The sequence below is a fragment of the Planococcus sp. RAB007_Raresut genome, assembly GCF_057369535.1.
In genome coordinates, this window is sequence record NZ_JBXYIF010000006.1 from 55,647 (window position 1) to 71,076 (window position 15,430).

At 43.5% G+C, this 15,430-nt stretch carries 18 protein-coding genes; 9 read left to right on the forward strand and 9 right to left on the reverse strand.

Annotated features, from left to right (window positions below; all coding sequences use genetic code 11):
• The first annotated feature begins 291 nt into the window (after positions 1-291).
• Entirely contained in the window at positions 292-1,137 is an 846-nt protein-coding gene (locus tag AC2Q9J_RS13015) for a GNAT family N-acetyltransferase (RefSeq protein WP_499041060.1), read from the forward strand.
• Between the two features lie 67 nt (positions 1,138-1,204).
• Here AC2Q9J_RS13015 and AC2Q9J_RS13020 read toward each other — a convergent pair whose 3' ends face one another.
• The 6 genes from AC2Q9J_RS13020 to AC2Q9J_RS13045 form a co-directional block, all read right to left on the reverse strand.
• Entirely contained in the window at positions 1,205-2,263 is a 1,059-nt protein-coding gene (locus tag AC2Q9J_RS13020; RefSeq protein ID WP_499040553.1) for a Gfo/Idh/MocA family protein, read from the reverse strand.
• 41 nt (positions 2,264-2,304) lie between these two features.
• Positions 2,305-3,105 (reverse strand): SDR family NAD(P)-dependent oxidoreductase, encoded by an 801-nt coding sequence (locus AC2Q9J_RS13025; RefSeq protein WP_499040554.1) that lies wholly within the window; start codon positions 3,103-3,105, stop codon positions 2,305-2,307.
• A gap of 264 nt (positions 3,106-3,369) precedes the next feature.
• On the reverse strand, positions 3,370-3,744 hold the full coding sequence (locus AC2Q9J_RS13030; protein WP_499040555.1) for a VOC family protein: 375 nt from the start codon (positions 3,742-3,744) through the stop codon (positions 3,370-3,372).
• A 31-nt stretch (positions 3,745-3,775) separates the two neighbouring features.
• Positions 3,776-4,267, reverse strand: a complete 492-nt coding sequence (locus AC2Q9J_RS13035; RefSeq protein ID WP_499040556.1) for a hypothetical protein — start codon at positions 4,265-4,267, stop codon at positions 3,776-3,778.
• Positions 4,268-4,376: 109 nt separating this feature from the next.
• Entirely contained in the window at positions 4,377-4,568 is a 192-nt protein-coding gene (locus AC2Q9J_RS13040) for a hypothetical protein (RefSeq protein ID WP_499040557.1), read from the reverse strand.
• A gap of 24 nt (positions 4,569-4,592) precedes the next feature.
• Positions 4,593-5,072: an NUDIX hydrolase gene (locus tag AC2Q9J_RS13045; RefSeq protein ID WP_499040558.1), complete on the reverse strand. Its 480-nt coding sequence runs from the start codon at positions 5,070-5,072 to the stop codon at positions 4,593-4,595.
• A gap of 223 nt (positions 5,073-5,295) precedes the next feature.
• Here AC2Q9J_RS13045 and AC2Q9J_RS13050 point away from each other — a divergent pair, with 223 nt between their 5' ends.
• From AC2Q9J_RS13050 to AC2Q9J_RS13075, 6 genes are all read left to right on the forward strand, one after another.
• A complete protein-coding gene (locus AC2Q9J_RS13050; protein ID WP_499040559.1) occupies positions 5,296-6,033 on the forward strand; it encodes a hypothetical protein in 738 nt (245 codons plus the stop codon).
• A 71-nt stretch (positions 6,034-6,104) separates the two neighbouring features.
• On the forward strand, positions 6,105-6,353 hold the full coding sequence (locus AC2Q9J_RS13055; protein WP_499040560.1) for a hypothetical protein: 249 nt from the start codon (positions 6,105-6,107) through the stop codon (positions 6,351-6,353).
• Positions 6,354-6,392: 39 nt separating this feature from the next.
• The gene (locus AC2Q9J_RS13060; protein ID WP_499040561.1) at positions 6,393-6,905 is read left to right on the forward strand and encodes an NUDIX hydrolase; all 513 of its coding nucleotides are present in this window, start codon (positions 6,393-6,395) and stop codon (positions 6,903-6,905) included.
• A gap of 215 nt (positions 6,906-7,120) precedes the next feature.
• Positions 7,121-7,645 carry a TlpA family protein disulfide reductase gene (locus AC2Q9J_RS13065; RefSeq protein WP_499040562.1) on the forward strand — a complete coding sequence of 175 codons (525 nt, stop codon included), beginning with the start codon at positions 7,121-7,123 and terminating at the stop codon, positions 7,643-7,645.
• A gap of 26 nt (positions 7,646-7,671) precedes the next feature.
• Complete coding sequence (gene msrB, locus AC2Q9J_RS13070; protein ID WP_499040564.1) at positions 7,672-8,811, forward strand: peptide-methionine (R)-S-oxide reductase MsrB; 1,140 nt, start codon at positions 7,672-7,674, stop codon at positions 8,809-8,811.
• Positions 8,812-9,018: 207 nt separating this feature from the next.
• A complete protein-coding gene (locus AC2Q9J_RS13075) occupies positions 9,019-10,035 on the forward strand; it encodes an STAS domain-containing protein (RefSeq protein ID WP_499041061.1) in 1,017 nt (338 codons plus the stop codon).
• A gap of 163 nt (positions 10,036-10,198) precedes the next feature.
• On the opposite strand, the gene AC2Q9J_RS13080 is transcribed toward AC2Q9J_RS13075, so the two are convergent.
• Positions 10,199-10,657, reverse strand: a complete 459-nt coding sequence (locus AC2Q9J_RS13080) for a hypothetical protein (protein WP_499040566.1) — start codon at positions 10,655-10,657, stop codon at positions 10,199-10,201.
• A gap of 19 nt (positions 10,658-10,676) precedes the next feature.
• Entirely contained in the window at positions 10,677-11,234 is a 558-nt protein-coding gene (locus tag AC2Q9J_RS13085) for a methyltransferase family protein (RefSeq protein WP_499040568.1), read from the reverse strand.
• A gap of 203 nt (positions 11,235-11,437) precedes the next feature.
• Between AC2Q9J_RS13085 and AC2Q9J_RS13090 the strand changes: the two genes are divergently transcribed.
• Positions 11,438-13,258 (forward strand): LTA synthase family protein, encoded by a 1,821-nt coding sequence (locus tag AC2Q9J_RS13090; RefSeq protein ID WP_499040570.1) that lies wholly within the window; start codon positions 11,438-11,440, stop codon positions 13,256-13,258.
• 57 nt (positions 13,259-13,315) lie between these two features.
• On the opposite strand, the gene AC2Q9J_RS13095 is transcribed toward AC2Q9J_RS13090, so the two are convergent.
• A complete protein-coding gene (locus AC2Q9J_RS13095; RefSeq protein ID WP_499040571.1) occupies positions 13,316-14,215 on the reverse strand; it encodes a 3-hydroxyacyl-CoA dehydrogenase in 900 nt (299 codons plus the stop codon).
• A 252-nt stretch (positions 14,216-14,467) separates the two neighbouring features.
• On the opposite strand from AC2Q9J_RS13095, the gene AC2Q9J_RS13100 reads away from it, so the two are divergent.
• Positions 14,468-15,367 carry an oxidoreductase gene (locus AC2Q9J_RS13100; RefSeq protein WP_499040573.1) on the forward strand — a complete coding sequence of 300 codons (900 nt, stop codon included), beginning with the start codon at positions 14,468-14,470 and terminating at the stop codon, positions 15,365-15,367.
• Positions 15,368-15,430 lie beyond the last annotated feature (63 nt).

A 15,430-nucleotide genomic window follows, 5' to 3' on the forward strand; every position in this document is an offset into this window, starting at 1 on the left:
CTTTGTGCGACTTAAATTTAAATCAGCATAGCAAACAGATTTTTAATTGTAAATGTATTTTGAATTTTCAATTCTTTAGTAATGGAAATTTCAATTTTGCTATATTTTTGCAGGACTATAGTACAAGTCCTCTCTAATTAATTCGACTGCCTAAATACTTGTTTCGTAGGTCGAAGTAATTAAACGGGTAGAATGACTCCTTTCTGCGTTCTTCGTAAATGCCATTTCAGGAATAAGCGTTTATAATTGGAAGAAATATTGTGCAGCAGGGAGTGTCCGTTAGTGGAAAAGATGATCCGCCCTTTAACGAAAGAAGATCTGCCGAAATTGAAAGCAATGGAAACAGGAATCGAAGACGATTATGTGATTCGCGTATTCGACCGCATTTCCAGTGGAAACAATAAGCTTTTCGGGCTTTTTACAAACGACCAATTAGTCAGTGTCGGTGGTTTGACCGTTTTCGCTAAACATTACGCGATGCTCGGACGCATGCGCAGTGATTTGCGTTACCGCGGCAATGATTTGTCAACCAGCTTAATGTCTCAGGTACTTGAAGAAGCTTTTAACCTTCCTGACATCAAATGGGTGGGCGCAAATACTCAGGAAGAAAATATACCGGCCCAGCGCGTACTGAAAAAAATCGGTCTTGCTGAACGGCATATAAGCTACGGGGCATTCGCTTTGGATGTATCCATACTCGAAAACAGCGGAACACCTTGGGAGAAAGAAGAAGATGTCTCAAACAAAAGACAATGGCTTCGCAAACTGTTCATCGATTCCGCAGCTGTTTTTCCGTATGAATGCTATTACCCTTTCCCTGCTTCGGAGGAAATGTTCGATGATAAACAAATTGCGGAATGGAATTTTTTCGTGAATCCAAAAGGAGATCGTCTCTTGATCACCAAAAAGGATTTTAAAAAATACAATTACCTGCAGGCAGTTTTCCCTTTTGAAGACGTGATGGAGCAGCCTGGCCTTTGGGAAACGATTGCGCTCGCCCATCAGCAACTGGCTACAGAACTCAGTAAAGAAACCCATATATGGATGGATTTAACGAAACAGCAAGCCGCTGCACTTCCAGAGAACCACCCATTTAATCTGCCTTCTCCTTGGATGCTTTTTGGGAAAGGAAAATAGACAGAAATACCCGCAAATTCTCCTCGGAGAAATTTGCGGGTATTTCTGTCATTGGGAAAGCCAGCTTTCAGGGAATGATGCCGGATTCTTTTTCTATCTTCACAACGGTGCCGTTTTCTGCAGCTTCCATGATTCCAAGGATGACCTTTAATGAGAGTAATGCGTCTTCGCCTGTAACCAGTGGAGGCTGATCAAGTCTTATACTATCGATGAAAGCATCAATCACACCGCTGTTTGTCTGGTTGTCGTTCGTTTGATTGCTTTCCATTTGATAATTGATTTTGACTCCGTCTTTTGTGAGCACTTCAATCTGATAGTCTTCGCTATTATAGATTTTCAGAATTCCTTTTTCACAATAAATGATTGTGCTGTTATCCTCTTCGCCATAATAGGTCCATGAGAAACTTGCAGTTCCCAGCCTCCCCTTTTTTGTTTTTAGACTGCAGACAATATTGTCGCACACTTCAATAACTCGGCCTTTTTCATCAAGTTTATCCAGCGATCCTTGAAAAGCACTTACCTGATCGATTTCATCGTCCAGTAAATAATGGATTAAATCGACTTTATGTATCCCAAGGTCTCCGGCCACACCTAGCCCTGACCGCTCCTTCTTAAAGAACCAGGTGGAATTGGTTTTATTGATGCCCCATTGTTCCGGTCCTGAATGCCCAAATGTCGTCCTGAAAGTCAGCACTTTCCCGAGCTCACCATTCCCCAGGATTTCCTTCGCTTTTTGATGGGCCGGCGTAAATCGTTGATTATGGTCCACCATCAGTTTCTTGCCAGACTCCTTCTGGGCGGCGATAATTTCCTTCGCATGTTCAACAGTCAGTGAAATCGGTTTCTCGCATAACACATGCTTACCGCTTAATAATGCCTTTGTTGAAAAGAGGTGATGATTCTCATTCGACGAGCAGTCGCTGATGACAACGATATCGGGATCATCGAATAATTCCTCTACAGTGTGAACGATGCTTCCGCCAAACAACTCTGCCAATGCTTCCGAACGATCAATATTCCTGTCATAAAAAACAATTTCATCAACATGTGGATTTTCTGTATATTCCGGTGCATGGCGCATTTTTGTAATTCCCCCGCCACCAATAATCCCAACTTTCATCCCCACTGGATCACTCCCATCCTCTTTTGGAATTTTTTTATGAATCCTTACCGCATCACACTGCCGCCCGAAATCTTGACAGATTCACCAACTATATTCGCTGCCGCATCAGTCAGCAGAAAGGCAATCGTGTTCGCCACTTCCTCAGGTGTTGAAATGCGGCCGGACGGTATACTGCTTGCCGCTTCTTCCATCCCTTGTTCAAAAGAAATGCCTTTCCGCTCAGCTTTTCTGCGGATGCTGTTCCGAGCCATTTCTGTATCGACATATCCCGGACAAACTGCATTTACCCGAATCCCGTGTTCAATCGCCTCAAGCGCCATGGACTGTGTCCAGCCGACTACCGCAAATTTACTCGCTGCATATGCAGTATTGCCATGTGTCCCCCTCAAACCTGAGAGACTCGCAAGGTTCACGATATCCCCTTCTTGCCGCTCCATCATTTTTTTGTAAATCTCCTGCGTTAACAGGAATGTGCACTTATAATTCACGTTCATCAGTTTTTCAATAAATTCCTCGTCCAGCTCTTCTACGGTTTTGCCGCCGGCAACACCCGCAGAATTGACAAGGCCATTTATAAAGCCGTGCGCTTTTTCGGCATCGGCTATAAGCTTCAGCCGTTCTTCCTTTTTCGTCAGATCGGCGGGCAAAACGGCAATTTTTTCTTTATCGGTTATAGACTCTAATTCATCTGCCAATCCTCTTAACTTCTCTTCATTTCTTCCGGTAATCGTCACTTTCGCTCCCATGCCGGCAACGACTTTCGCTGTTTCATAGCCGATTCCTCCTGTGGCACCTGTAATCAGTATATGTTTATGAGATAAAGCATCTTTTGCGAATACAGCCATGTCCAATTCTCCTTTCAAGCGTTTTATGCCCTTTTTCCCTTATGAAAACAAGACAAACCTTTAACGGGCAGAGTTTGTTTGCGCTGGATCCGATTTGTTTGCGCAGATTTACTTTTATTTGCGCAGAATGGAATTTGTTTGCGCAGATTCGAAATAGGCAAGTTCTGAATCGATTTATTGGGAACAAAAAAAGATGCTCCTGTGGAACATCTCATTTCTATATTCAGCTTCATTCACAAATCATCTGTATTCCTAAAGCCATTATCACTTCTCTATCAGCTGAAGCATTTCTCTGTTCAATCCTTCAAACAGGATCATCTTTCCTTCTGCTGCCGGTTTTATTTCAGGTGTAATGGTTAAAGTGCTGTTGGCATTGATAAAATCAATTGCTTTTTGCAGATCTTCCACCCGAAATGCCAGATGGTTCACGACACCCGTTTTGCTGTAAGAACGAATCGGTTCAATATCCTGAATGAGTTCGATTTCAAATTGCGGCGCGTTTTTCAGGGACAGGAAAACCATCTCACGGTCAGTCCGCTCTTTTCTGAAGCGGACTTCAAAGCCGAATACCTTTTCATAAAATGTAATGGATTCGTCCATATCCTTAGCGATTATGGCAACATGTTCAAATGAAAACATCTATCTTCCTCCTATCCTCTTTATCATCATGCTACTCCAATAATCCTCTCAATTCCGGATTCCGCGCCAATTGGCCTTCAGTCAAAATTTCCACTTCCCAATTATTCAAATCGACAATATCCCGTTGGCCGTCGTGATGGACGATGGCATAACCGGCGTAAGGTGCAGGTTCAATATCATCAACTATCATATTTTTCTTCGTGTAGAAATCCATGATTCTGTTTCTGGTTTCCAATGAGATGGTGTTTTCTCCTGATTTACGTAAAGCGGCTCTTCTTCCGATTTCTGCATCTTCAACAGGTCTTTCAGGCTCACGCTGATTAAACAAACCTTGCATCAATTTGATCACTTCTCCAAATCCGATCAACAGCATTCCGTAAATGACCCCTTGCAGAAAGACTTCGAATGCCGGTCCTCCTCCGAAGTCACCGATCAATGCCAATGCGGTGAAAGCATAAACGGCTATGAGCGTGCCACCAACTATCTGCAGCGTCTTTGCAACTACATTATCCTTACTCGTCATGCACATCCCCCTCTTTCAAGTTTTATTCGACAAGTGGCAATCTAACCCCTTCCATATTTTCACATAAAAAAACCGGCTCACCAAAGGAGCCGGTCATTATATCCTATCCTTAATTTCTTACCCTTTTTTTCTTCCTGTCCGCTTCTATACGAAAAACCAGATAACCCACAGCTAAAACACCAATGACACCAAAAATAAGGGAAGCAGCATCATAACGGCCGCTGATAAAGCTTACCGCCAGACTTCCAAATACCAGTATCAACAATAACCAATGGCTGTATTTACTTAAAAATTGTAACATCCTAGATCACTGCCTCTCCTATATTCATCTTACCGGCCATAGTCGATTCGGATGGAACTTCTCCAAATACTCGTCTATGATACGGCGGTGGCTTTTCACAATGCGGTCAGGCAATTCATCAGGATAAAAAAACTCAAAACTGATGGATTCCAGCTCATCCACTGTTAATTCACCGTGATGTGTTTCGGCAAAGTAAGCCGTAGTCACCACAAAGTATTCATCACCGTTTTCAGCTTTAACGAAATGATTCGGTCCTGAATAGACGTTAATGAGTTTCAAATCATTTACCACAAGCCCTGTTTCTTCAAACACTTCTCTCTTTGCGACATCCTCCGTCGATTCGCCAAGTTCCATCAACCCACCGGCCAATCCCCATGCGCCTTTCGGAAATCTTCTTTCCTCCAGCAGCAACCGGCCAAGTTCATCTGTGATGACCGCAACCGCTCCCACTAATATGAGCGGTCTATGGCCGACCACTTCCCTCAACTCTTCGATGTAACCCATCTTTCTATCCCCAATACTGTATACTTGCAAGCATTTGCGTACCTCATAAGTATATCGAATAAACTCTGAAAACACCCTAACTTTTTTCCATATACAGGAATCTAAACTAAAAATATTTCAATTGCTTAGCGCCTCTCTTTAAAATTTCACAAGAGAGAGGTTTTCATTTCAATATAGGGTATATAAAAGCATTAGAAAAGTTTACTGAAGGGGGCGTATCATAATGTTTTGGCTCAGCCTTTTCATCATTATCGGCTTTGTGATCATCCATATTTTTACGAACTATATTAAATTTCTTAGCCGAAAGCCGAGAAACCGCTTGATGTCACTTGTCTCTGGCGGCTCCATCGCATATGTGTTCCTCCATCTCGTCCCTGAACTGACGCATTATCAGGAAGTAGCTGAGGAAGCCGCGCTTCCCCAGTGGATGGAAAGCCTTGATTACGTCACCTATATTGCGACTTTAGCAGGACTGTCCCTGTTTTATGCCATCAACCAAATGAGTGAAAAATCTCAGGAGCATAATAAACGACAAAAAAATATGACGCGTCCAAGCAAGGATATATTCATCTTCGAAATTTCAGCATTTGCCATGTACAACATGCTGATTGGCTATCTGCTTGTGGAACTTAGCGGAGAACATGCTCTCGATTATATTATTTATTTCATCGTGTTCTCCTTTCACTTTGTCGCCAATAACCGAATCCTCCACCTGACTCACGAAGATTTATACACGAAAACAGGCCGTTATATTTTAGCGGCATCCGTCTTCATCGGATGGCTCATTTACCAGCTGACCCCAACCAGCGACCTGGTCATTGCATTTTTCTCGGCTTTTCTCACCGGGGGCGTGGTATTGAACATTTTGAATGATGAATTGCCTGATGAGAAAAACAATAGCTTCCCGTCATTTATTGCAGGTCTTATCTTCATCACAGTTCTGCTCCAAATGATTATCTGAGCCATTTGCCGCTTTGCCGGAACCTAACTCTTCCTTCCTCGTTCTATTAAGCAAAGAACGGAGGAAAGAGCATGGCTTATACAATTTATCGTGTTTTCCACCTCATATGGACTGGGTTCCTCGCATTTCTGACAGCTGTTCCGATTCTTGAGAGGGGCGGTTTGGAACGTGCAGTGTGGGGAGAAACTTTTTTTCTGATGATTTGGCTATTGGGCGCCTCATTATTATTCAGCAAACGATTTAATGTTTACGGTATGATTTTTACACTTGCGCCTCTTGTATTCACCGCACCAGTTTTTATATTCATCCTTTCCATTTAGCTTCCATTTTTATATACTCATCTAATGGGAGTGAAGAAGATGGAATTATGGGATCTGATAGATGGAAACAGAAACAAGCTTGGCAAGATTCACCAGCGAGGCATCGATTTGAATCCAGGTGAATTTCATGTCGTTGTGGAAATAATTACGATTAACGTGGATGGCCGGATTTTATTGACACAGCGCGATGCGGTTAAGACTTATCCTTTACTATGGGAAATCACCGGGGGATCCATTACAGCCGGTGAATCGAGCATTGAAGGCGCTGTGCGTGAACTCGAAGAAGAAACCGGTCTGATGGCCTCTCCGGAACAATTGGAAAAAATCGGTGAATTGAAGTACGGACATTATTTCCGTGACAGCTATATCTGGAAAACCACAGACAGTATAAACCCCGCTGAAATGAACCTCCAGGCAGGTGAAGTCTGTGATGCCAAACTTGTTACTTATGAAGAGTTGGAGGAACTGCATTCGCGGGGCCTGACAGTGCCGAGTGTTCTTGAAAGATGTCAGCTGTACTATGGAGATCTTCAAAAAATGATGGTCGGATAAAATTTCGCTTCTACTAAGGAAGCGTCTTTTTTTTGCCTGTTTTTACTGTAGAACATTCCACTTCAATATACTCATTTGGAATTTTGTTGAGACTGTTCAATATCATTCTCTATCTTTTCGCTATATGATGTGGGTACAAGGAGAATTAGCTGAATTTATTTTTTTGCACTTAAATTAAAGCGGTTACATCAATTCACTCCGAAGGATGATTCCTCATGAAAAAATTACTGGCAATGCCTATATTTTTATTATTCTTATTGATGCTCGCTGCCTGCTCGGAAGGACAAACCTCATCCAGTGCAGAACAGCTGAATGAAGGAAAACCCGCTCCCGATTTTAAATTGGTCGACCTGGAGGGTAAAACCCACGAGCTGTCGGAATACGCGGGTCAGAAAGTATATATCAAATTTTGGGCTTCCTGGTGTTCAATCTGTCTTTCAGGCATGAATGAACTAAACGAACTTGCCGGTGAAAACCCCGAATTCGAAGTATTGACAATTGTTTCCCCTGGCTCCAACGCTGAAAAAAGCAGCGAATCCTTTGCCAAATGGTATGAAGGATTAGACAATACTTCAAATATCCAGGTTTTACTGGATGAAGGCGGTCCCGCTTTCGATGATTACGGAGTTATCGGCTATCCAACTTCTGTATATATCGGATCTGACGGTGTGATGGTAAAAAGCCAGACAGGCCATGTAAGCAATCAGCAGATTTATGAAACGTTCGAAAACATACAATAATAAGTAATGGAAGGCGGTCGACAATAATGAAGTTCAAATTTCTTTTGCTTCTCCTGTTTGTCCTGTTGTTTCTAGCTGCCTGTTCAATTCCTGGTGCAACTGTTGACTCCGATTCATCCTCAGCCAATGCCAATTCAACGGATAATTCAGCAGAAAGCACATCCCGATTCCCCGAAAATCCAAATAAGGAACTGGAATTCGATACGGATCAACTTGAAGACATCTGGTTTGCCGGCGGCTGTTTCTGGGGTGTCGAAGCCTATATGGCCCGTGTTTACGGCGTTTACGACGTAACTTCCGGCTACGCCAATGGAACGACAGAAAATCCGACTTATAAAGAAGTACTTTATGAAAATACCGGTCATGCAGAAACGGTCCATGTTCAGTATGACCCTGAACGCATCGACCTGGAAAGTCTTGTATCGCAGTTTTTCATGATCATTGACCCCACTTTATTGAATCAGCAGGGCAATGACAAGGGTACTCAGTACCGCACAGGCGTCTATTATGAAAATGATGAAGACCGGGCTATAATCGATGGCGTGGTGGCTGCTGAAGCTGAACGTTATGATAAACCGATTGTCACAGAGATCGAGCCGTTGGAACATTATTATCTTGCAGAAGAGTACCACCAGGATTATCTTGAAAAAAATCCGGACGGTTATTGCCACATCGAATTCGATTCGCTTGAAGATCAGGAAATCCCTTCATTAATCGATCCGGCAGCGTATCCGAAGCCGAGTGATGAGGAACTGAAAACAATGCTGACAGAAGTTCAATACAATGTGACACAGAACAATGCCACTGAAACCGCTTTTTCAAATGAATACTGGGATAATTATGAGCCAGGCATTTATGTGGATATCACAACGGGTGAACCTTTGTTTTCATCTGCTGACCAATATGATTCCGGTACCGGTTGGCCAAGCTTCACAAAACCAATCGATCCTGCCGTGGTGACTGAACACAGTGATACCAGCGGTTTCTTCAAACGCACTGAAGTCCGAAGCCGGGCAGGCGACAGCCATCTTGGCCACGTATTCACCGATGGTCCTAAAGACAAAGGCGGCTTGCGCTATTGCCTTAACAGTGCTGCTCTTTTGTTTATTCCAGCTGAGGAAATGGAAGAAGAAGGATATGGTTATCTTAGTGGTTTTATCGATTAAGGAAAGCAATTAGATTTAGACGATTTAACGGCACATTCACAATTGAATGTGCCGCTTTTCATTTCATTCAATTCCTCGATAATTATTTTTTTCAGGTGCATATTTTTCTTGTCTTTAGGGAATAAGATACAGAGTTTATTTATTCATTCATAAATTAACTGCTGTTCATGCAGTATAAATATGAAACATTCGCAAATCGGAGGATCGATTAACATGAAAAAGCAGATTACAGTTGGCGACATAGAATTAAAATGGGATTTGGAAACGGGCGAAGTGTTATTTGAAAACGGAGATGTGGTCCTCTTCTGGATATCGGCAATGGAAACATTCTTTGATTCCATCCGGGAGATTTCAGGAACCGAAGCGACGAAACTGGTATTGGAAACAACAGGTTTCCGTCAAGGCGTAATCGTAGGTGAAGGTTTTCAGGATAGAAAAAATATCAATACTTCCAATGTGGTGGAATGGCTATCCAATACATATGCGCCAGCTGGCTGGGGCAAAGTTAAAATTGTGGAGATGGATGATGATGCCAAGCATTTTACACTTCACATCCAAGACGACTGGGAATATAAGATGAACCAGCGTAAACAAAAAGGGCTGGAAGGCATTTTCGTTCCTTCCCATTATGCGGGAGTATTGACCGGTCTATTCGGTACAAATTTCTGGTATTCCACTGTCCAATATCAAAACGACGAGAACCCGTACAGCATCGTCAAATATTATCCTTCTGATGTGACTGTTCAATCCAACATCCATGAGATGTCCAGGAAACAGGAAGCGATGAAGATCAAAGAACTCGAGCGAATGGTGGATGATAAAACAAAAATGCTCCAAAATCTTGTCAAAGAACTTTCTTCTCCCATCATCCCTGTGCTGGAGAAAATTGTTGTCGTTCCGATGATCGGCAGCTATGATGAGGACCGCTCAGAAGATCTCATCTTTAATACGTTGAGCGAATTGCCAAAACATCAGGCCCAATATCTTTTACTCGATCTAACCGGCTTACATAAACACATCTCGGAACATACTGCCATGCTGATTGAAAAGCTTGGAGCCGCTGCCCGTCTGCTTGGAATTGAAACCATTTTGGTCGGTGTATCTCCTGAGCTGGCAATGGTAATCGTCCAATCAAACAGCAATTTGAGGAAATTCGAATGTCTTCAAAGCCTGCAGCACGGCGTTTACTATGCGCTCGGCAAAAGCGGCAGAAGAATCGTTTAATCTTCGAAACCTAAATCTTCGACAAAGTGAAACGCCGCACCAGCAGAAACTGGGGCGGCGTTTTGTGTTATTTTCCATCCTTTTAGATAGAGCTGCGGATGGTTATGTAATCTTAAGCCTGCGAGACAACAGTTTACACACATTTTCGCAAGCTCCAGCATTATTAATCCCAAAAATTGAAGATCACCTGGCCGACCGTTTCCGGTTTCCAATATTTTATCTGTTCTTTTTCACCTTTGTTTAATCCTTCTGCTGGCAGCTCATTTAAATTTTCCGGTACAGGAGCCTCCAGCATATCAGAAGGCAGAACAGTATAGCCATCTGGTATCGCTACTGTTCCTTCGGGGAAATTGATGAATTGTATCTTTAATGCTTCAACAGTTTTCGCAAATGCAACAATCGGATAATGTTTGTTCATGACCAGGCAAATGTCTGTTTCCGGCAATTTAAAAAAGGCTTTGTGAAAATTTGCAGGATACAAGGAGTCGGTAAATTCCAGGACTTCACCGTTGAGCTTTTCCGCAAAGTCATAGCATAAATTTTTGTATTCACTGACATCCACTTCCGGGGGCTTTGGTTCATCGGAATTATAAAACCCGCTTATTCCGTAAGGAAGTTCCACTCAAATCACTCGCTTTCGACTAATATATGAATGGAATCAGCCTCGCCCGCCGCTTCATCCATTCCCGGTACTCCTCGCCAAATTCCTTTATCAATAATTCTTCTTCCCCATCCATTCTTCGTACCAGCGTCCATCCTACTAATACGCCGCCAATAACTGCCATAATGATGCTTTGGAAAAATAGGGCCATGCCGACAGCAATCAATAATAAGCCGGTATAAAGAGGATGCCGCAGTTTCCGGTATGGACCGGTGCTGACGATGCCATCACCTTGCTGCACCGTGACATGCCTAGTGAACTGGGTCTTCAAATGAATGATTCCCCAATACCTGAGAAATACACCTGTGCCAAAAAATATAACTCCTATTGCTTTGAGCCATGGCGTAGCGGATTCGACTTGCCGCATTTCACCGACAAATGCCGCCGCTATAATCGTCGCGGAAAGTGCAGCGAGGATTAAAAGAAAGGAACGCCTTTCAACTGCGCTTTCTTCTCCAGTTCCCCGATTGCGGAACAAGATGAACTCCAAAATCCAAATCACTGTGATTGCTGTAAAAACCCAATCCAAAGCTGTCATTTAAAACCTCTGCCTTTCCTGTTTACACATTTAATTTTACAGATAATTCGGACACAAGACAATTATCAAGCACGCTGTGACTTGCCTTTGTTTCCCTTGATTCAATACCCTTATACCGCTGTTTTTATGTTTTCATCAACGTAAAAAGAGGTACTGAGAAACAAAGAGTATTTTTATTGGCCCCAATGGAGGTGCATCCCAGAATGATTTTTCTAGACTATGCCATCTATCTGGCAATCTCAATGATCAAACTATTTCTTTTCAGCGTTTATACGGACACCGATTTTTCCGTCGGTTTTTTCATACTGAATTTCGCATCCGTACTCATTCTCTCAAGCTGGACATTATTGCTGAAAGCAAAAACCCGTCGTTGGGTCTTGCTCTCGCTGCTGTTTCTGCACAGCACTTTAATCGTCTCAAATATCTGGTATTATCGCTATTTTGAAGACCTTCTCAGTGTTATGCTCATTGCTGATGTTCCTCAGATGAGCAGTGTCGGCGGTGGTTTTCTAACTCTTGTCGCATGGAAAGACCTGATTTTTTTCGCGGATCTCCCCCTCTTTTTTGCCGCATTCCTGTACTTCCGCAATAACACCGGAACCCTCCTGAAAAAAAGAAGGTACCAATTTGCCGGCGCCGGATTTGCAGCCGGCTTGATCGTCTTCACCATACCGCTTGTCTGGAGCTATTTACAAAAAGAAGAATGGCTCGTAGACAATCCGATTTCAAATATGCGTGAGTATTACCAATTGGGATTCTGGGGCTATCACGGAGCCGACTTGATCAATGGAGCAGCCAGTCTCGCCGGCAGCAGCGGGCTATCCGCTGACCAATTGGATCTCCTGCCTGATGCCATTCCTGAAATTGAAGCTGCACCTATTCCAGAGGAATTGCCGAATATCATCGTAGTTCAACTCGAATCCTTCCAATCTTCAGTTATTGGACAGAAAATCAACGGAAAAGAATTGACACCCAATCTCAATAAATTAAAAGATGAAACCATCTATTTCCCGAATTTTTACCACCAGACGCATGAAGGAAGAACATCAGATGCTGAATTTCTTACACTCTCTTCTTTGCACCCTGTTAAGTCAGGATCTGTATATACCCAATATGCCGGCAACGACTTCAACGGGCTGCCTGCACATTTGCAGCGCTATGGTTATGAAACCGCCGCCATGCATGCATTCGAGAGAACGTTTTGGAACCGGGATGAATTTTATGAAAACATCGGTTTCGATCGATTCTACAGCAGGCGGGATTTTTCGGAAGACGGGAAAATCGGCATGGCATTGAATGATAAAGACTTCTTAGCCGAATCAATTGACTACGCTGCTGATCAGGAATCGCCTTTCTTCGCTTTTATGGTGGCATTGACGAGCCATACTCCATATGAGTTCCCTGAAGATCTTGAAAAATTGAACCTCAGTGATTATGAAGACGACTTGGTTAAAGGCTATTACCATACTGTCCATTATGTCGATGAAGCAGTCGGTGAAATGGTCAACGATTTAAAAGATCGGGGATTATGGGAAGATTCCCTTGTCGTATTTTACGGCGACCATGATAGCGGTTTAACCCAGAAAGGAACAGAAATGGCTGCAGACGCTAACGCAGAAAGTGTTGTTGACCTGTTCGAGCTGGATCATGGGGTACCGCTCTTTATAAAAGCACCTGGATCTTCGGATGGGAAAGTTAACGAAAGTGTCGGCGGCCAAATTGATATCGCTCCGACCATTCTCGATATGGTCGGCATCGATCCGCCTTATTTGCTCGGCAATTCGCTGATGGATGATAAAGAAAATGTCACGGCTTTCCGCGACGGCTCTTTCCGTTACAACGAATTCTATTACAAACCGGATCTCACCGCTCCTATTGGCAGCGGAACCTGCTATTCGACGCAGACTGGAGAACAAGTTCCTTTCGGAAATTGTGAAAATAAAGTTGAAGAGGCTGCTGAACAATTACGCATCTCCGATTTGATCATTCATGAAAATGCGTTGAAAAAGATCCGGGAACAGTAAATTTACGACACTCAAAAGGCGATGAAGAGAGTTCTCTTCATCGCCTTTTTTGTTCAATTAATTCTTCAGGAAATCTGGATCTGCAAATGCCGGGTTGGGGTATTTATAGAAACCTTCTCCAGATTCACGGCCGATTTTTCCTTTATCGAGATATTCTGTCTGCAACATCTCAGCCAGTTTTATATACTCTTCTTTGCCGGTTGCAGCCGCTTTCGCCTGCACAATATTATGCGCGGTCCGGATGCCTACGACGTCGAGAATTGCAAAGGGCCCAAGCGGAGCTCCTGTTGCGATCATCCAGGTCTTATCCACCGTCTGGACATCCGCCACTTCTTTGACGAGCAATAATTCCGCTGCTTCCAGGAATGGCACCAGCAGTGAATTCAGAATATAGCCAGGCTGCTCTTTATAAAGCGGCAGCGCCACCATGCCTATGGCTTTCGCAAAGTCGATGACTTCATCGAAGAATTTCATATCCGTTCCCGGATGTTTCATGACTTCTGCGGTGTTATTTATCCAAATGGTATTGGCGAAATGCAAGGCCAGGAATTTTTCCGGACGTCCTGTCGCTTCCGCAAATTGGCTTGGCAATAAAGTCGAAGAGTTCGTAACGAAGACGGTTTTTTCCGGCGCCACTTCGCCCAATTTCTGATAGAACTCAGTTTTTATTTTAACGACTTCCGGTATCGCTTCTATAACAAGGTCAGCTTGTGCGACAGCCTCTGATAAATCGGTATGAAAAGTCAGGCGGTCGTATGCCGAGTCCACTTCCGCATCTGTTGCTTTCAGGTCGTTCTTGTAATTTTCCTTAAGTTTCATCATGCGTTCTTTCGATTTGCCGATGGCTTCTTCATTGATATCATAGACAGCCACTTCAAATCCTTTATAGGCAGTCTGGAAAGCGATTTGGCTTCCTAGTACGCCGCTGCCGGCAACTGTAATATTCTTATAATCCATAATCCACATGTCTCCTTTTTCTGCAGTATATTCCTTGTTTTCCCTTTTGGAAATGTTTAAAACATTGACTGGAAACTGATAGAGTAAATAAAAGAAACAAAATGCTTTAAGCTCTCGTTTACTGCGAAAATTTGTTGCGACTACCGGACTTATTCAGCATTCGCCCCTTACAATTGCAGTCTATCTCCACTATCACGTAGAATTGACTGATAGTCAGTATTCCCAAGTCATCCTGTGAAAGGAGCTGTTTACATGAAACAAAATTATAAGGTTAAATCGGCTGTCATTACTGGTGCCAACAGCGGCATCGGCCTTGAAACGGCTAAAGTGCTTGCTGGAAAAGGCATACATATCATTATGGCTGTACGCAATGAATTCAAAGGTGCAGCTGCCCGCAAAGAAATTTTGGGATTGCATCCAGACGCTTCAGTTGAAATAAAGATGCTTGATGTGGCTGATTTAGCAAGTGTGCGTGCATTTGCAGATGAAATTCTGCGTGATTTCACTGCGCTCGACTTGCTGATCAACAATGCGGGTGTCATGATGCCGCCCTATTCCAAAACAAAAGACGGCTTTGAAATGCAGTTCGGCAGCAATCATCTCGGCCATTTTGCCTTAACCGCTCAACTTATTCCATTACTTGATCGCACACCTCATTCGCGCATCGTGACGACCGGCAGCCTTGCCCATAACCGGGGAGCCATCGATTTTGATAATTTGGATGGCTCAAAAGGCTATAAAGCAAAAAAATTCTATAACCAAAGCAAACTGGCGAATATGCTGTTTGCATTGGAGCTCGACCGCCTCCTGAAAAAACACGGTTCCGGGACTATTAGCGTCATCTGCCATCCTGGCGTATCCGCCACAAATATTTTTAAGATCGGTAAGAAAGATGCGCCTCTTTTTCTGCGCAATCTGGCCAATAAATACTACCTGCAGCCGCCTGAACTTGGTGCTCTGGCAACAGTTCAAGCGGCAACAGATCCAGATTTAACAGGCGGTGAATATATCGGACCGGATGGCCCAGGCCGCCGAAAAGGCTACCCGGCACTCGAAACGCCGCACCCTTCAGCTCTCGATGAAGAAGTTGCGAAACGATTATGGAACGTTTCGGAGGAATTGACTGGCGTGAAGTTTGATTTTGGAGAATGATGTGATTGGGGTGCGGCTTGAACTGGTTGAGGTGCGGGTCGATAAAATCCGCGCCATTGTCTT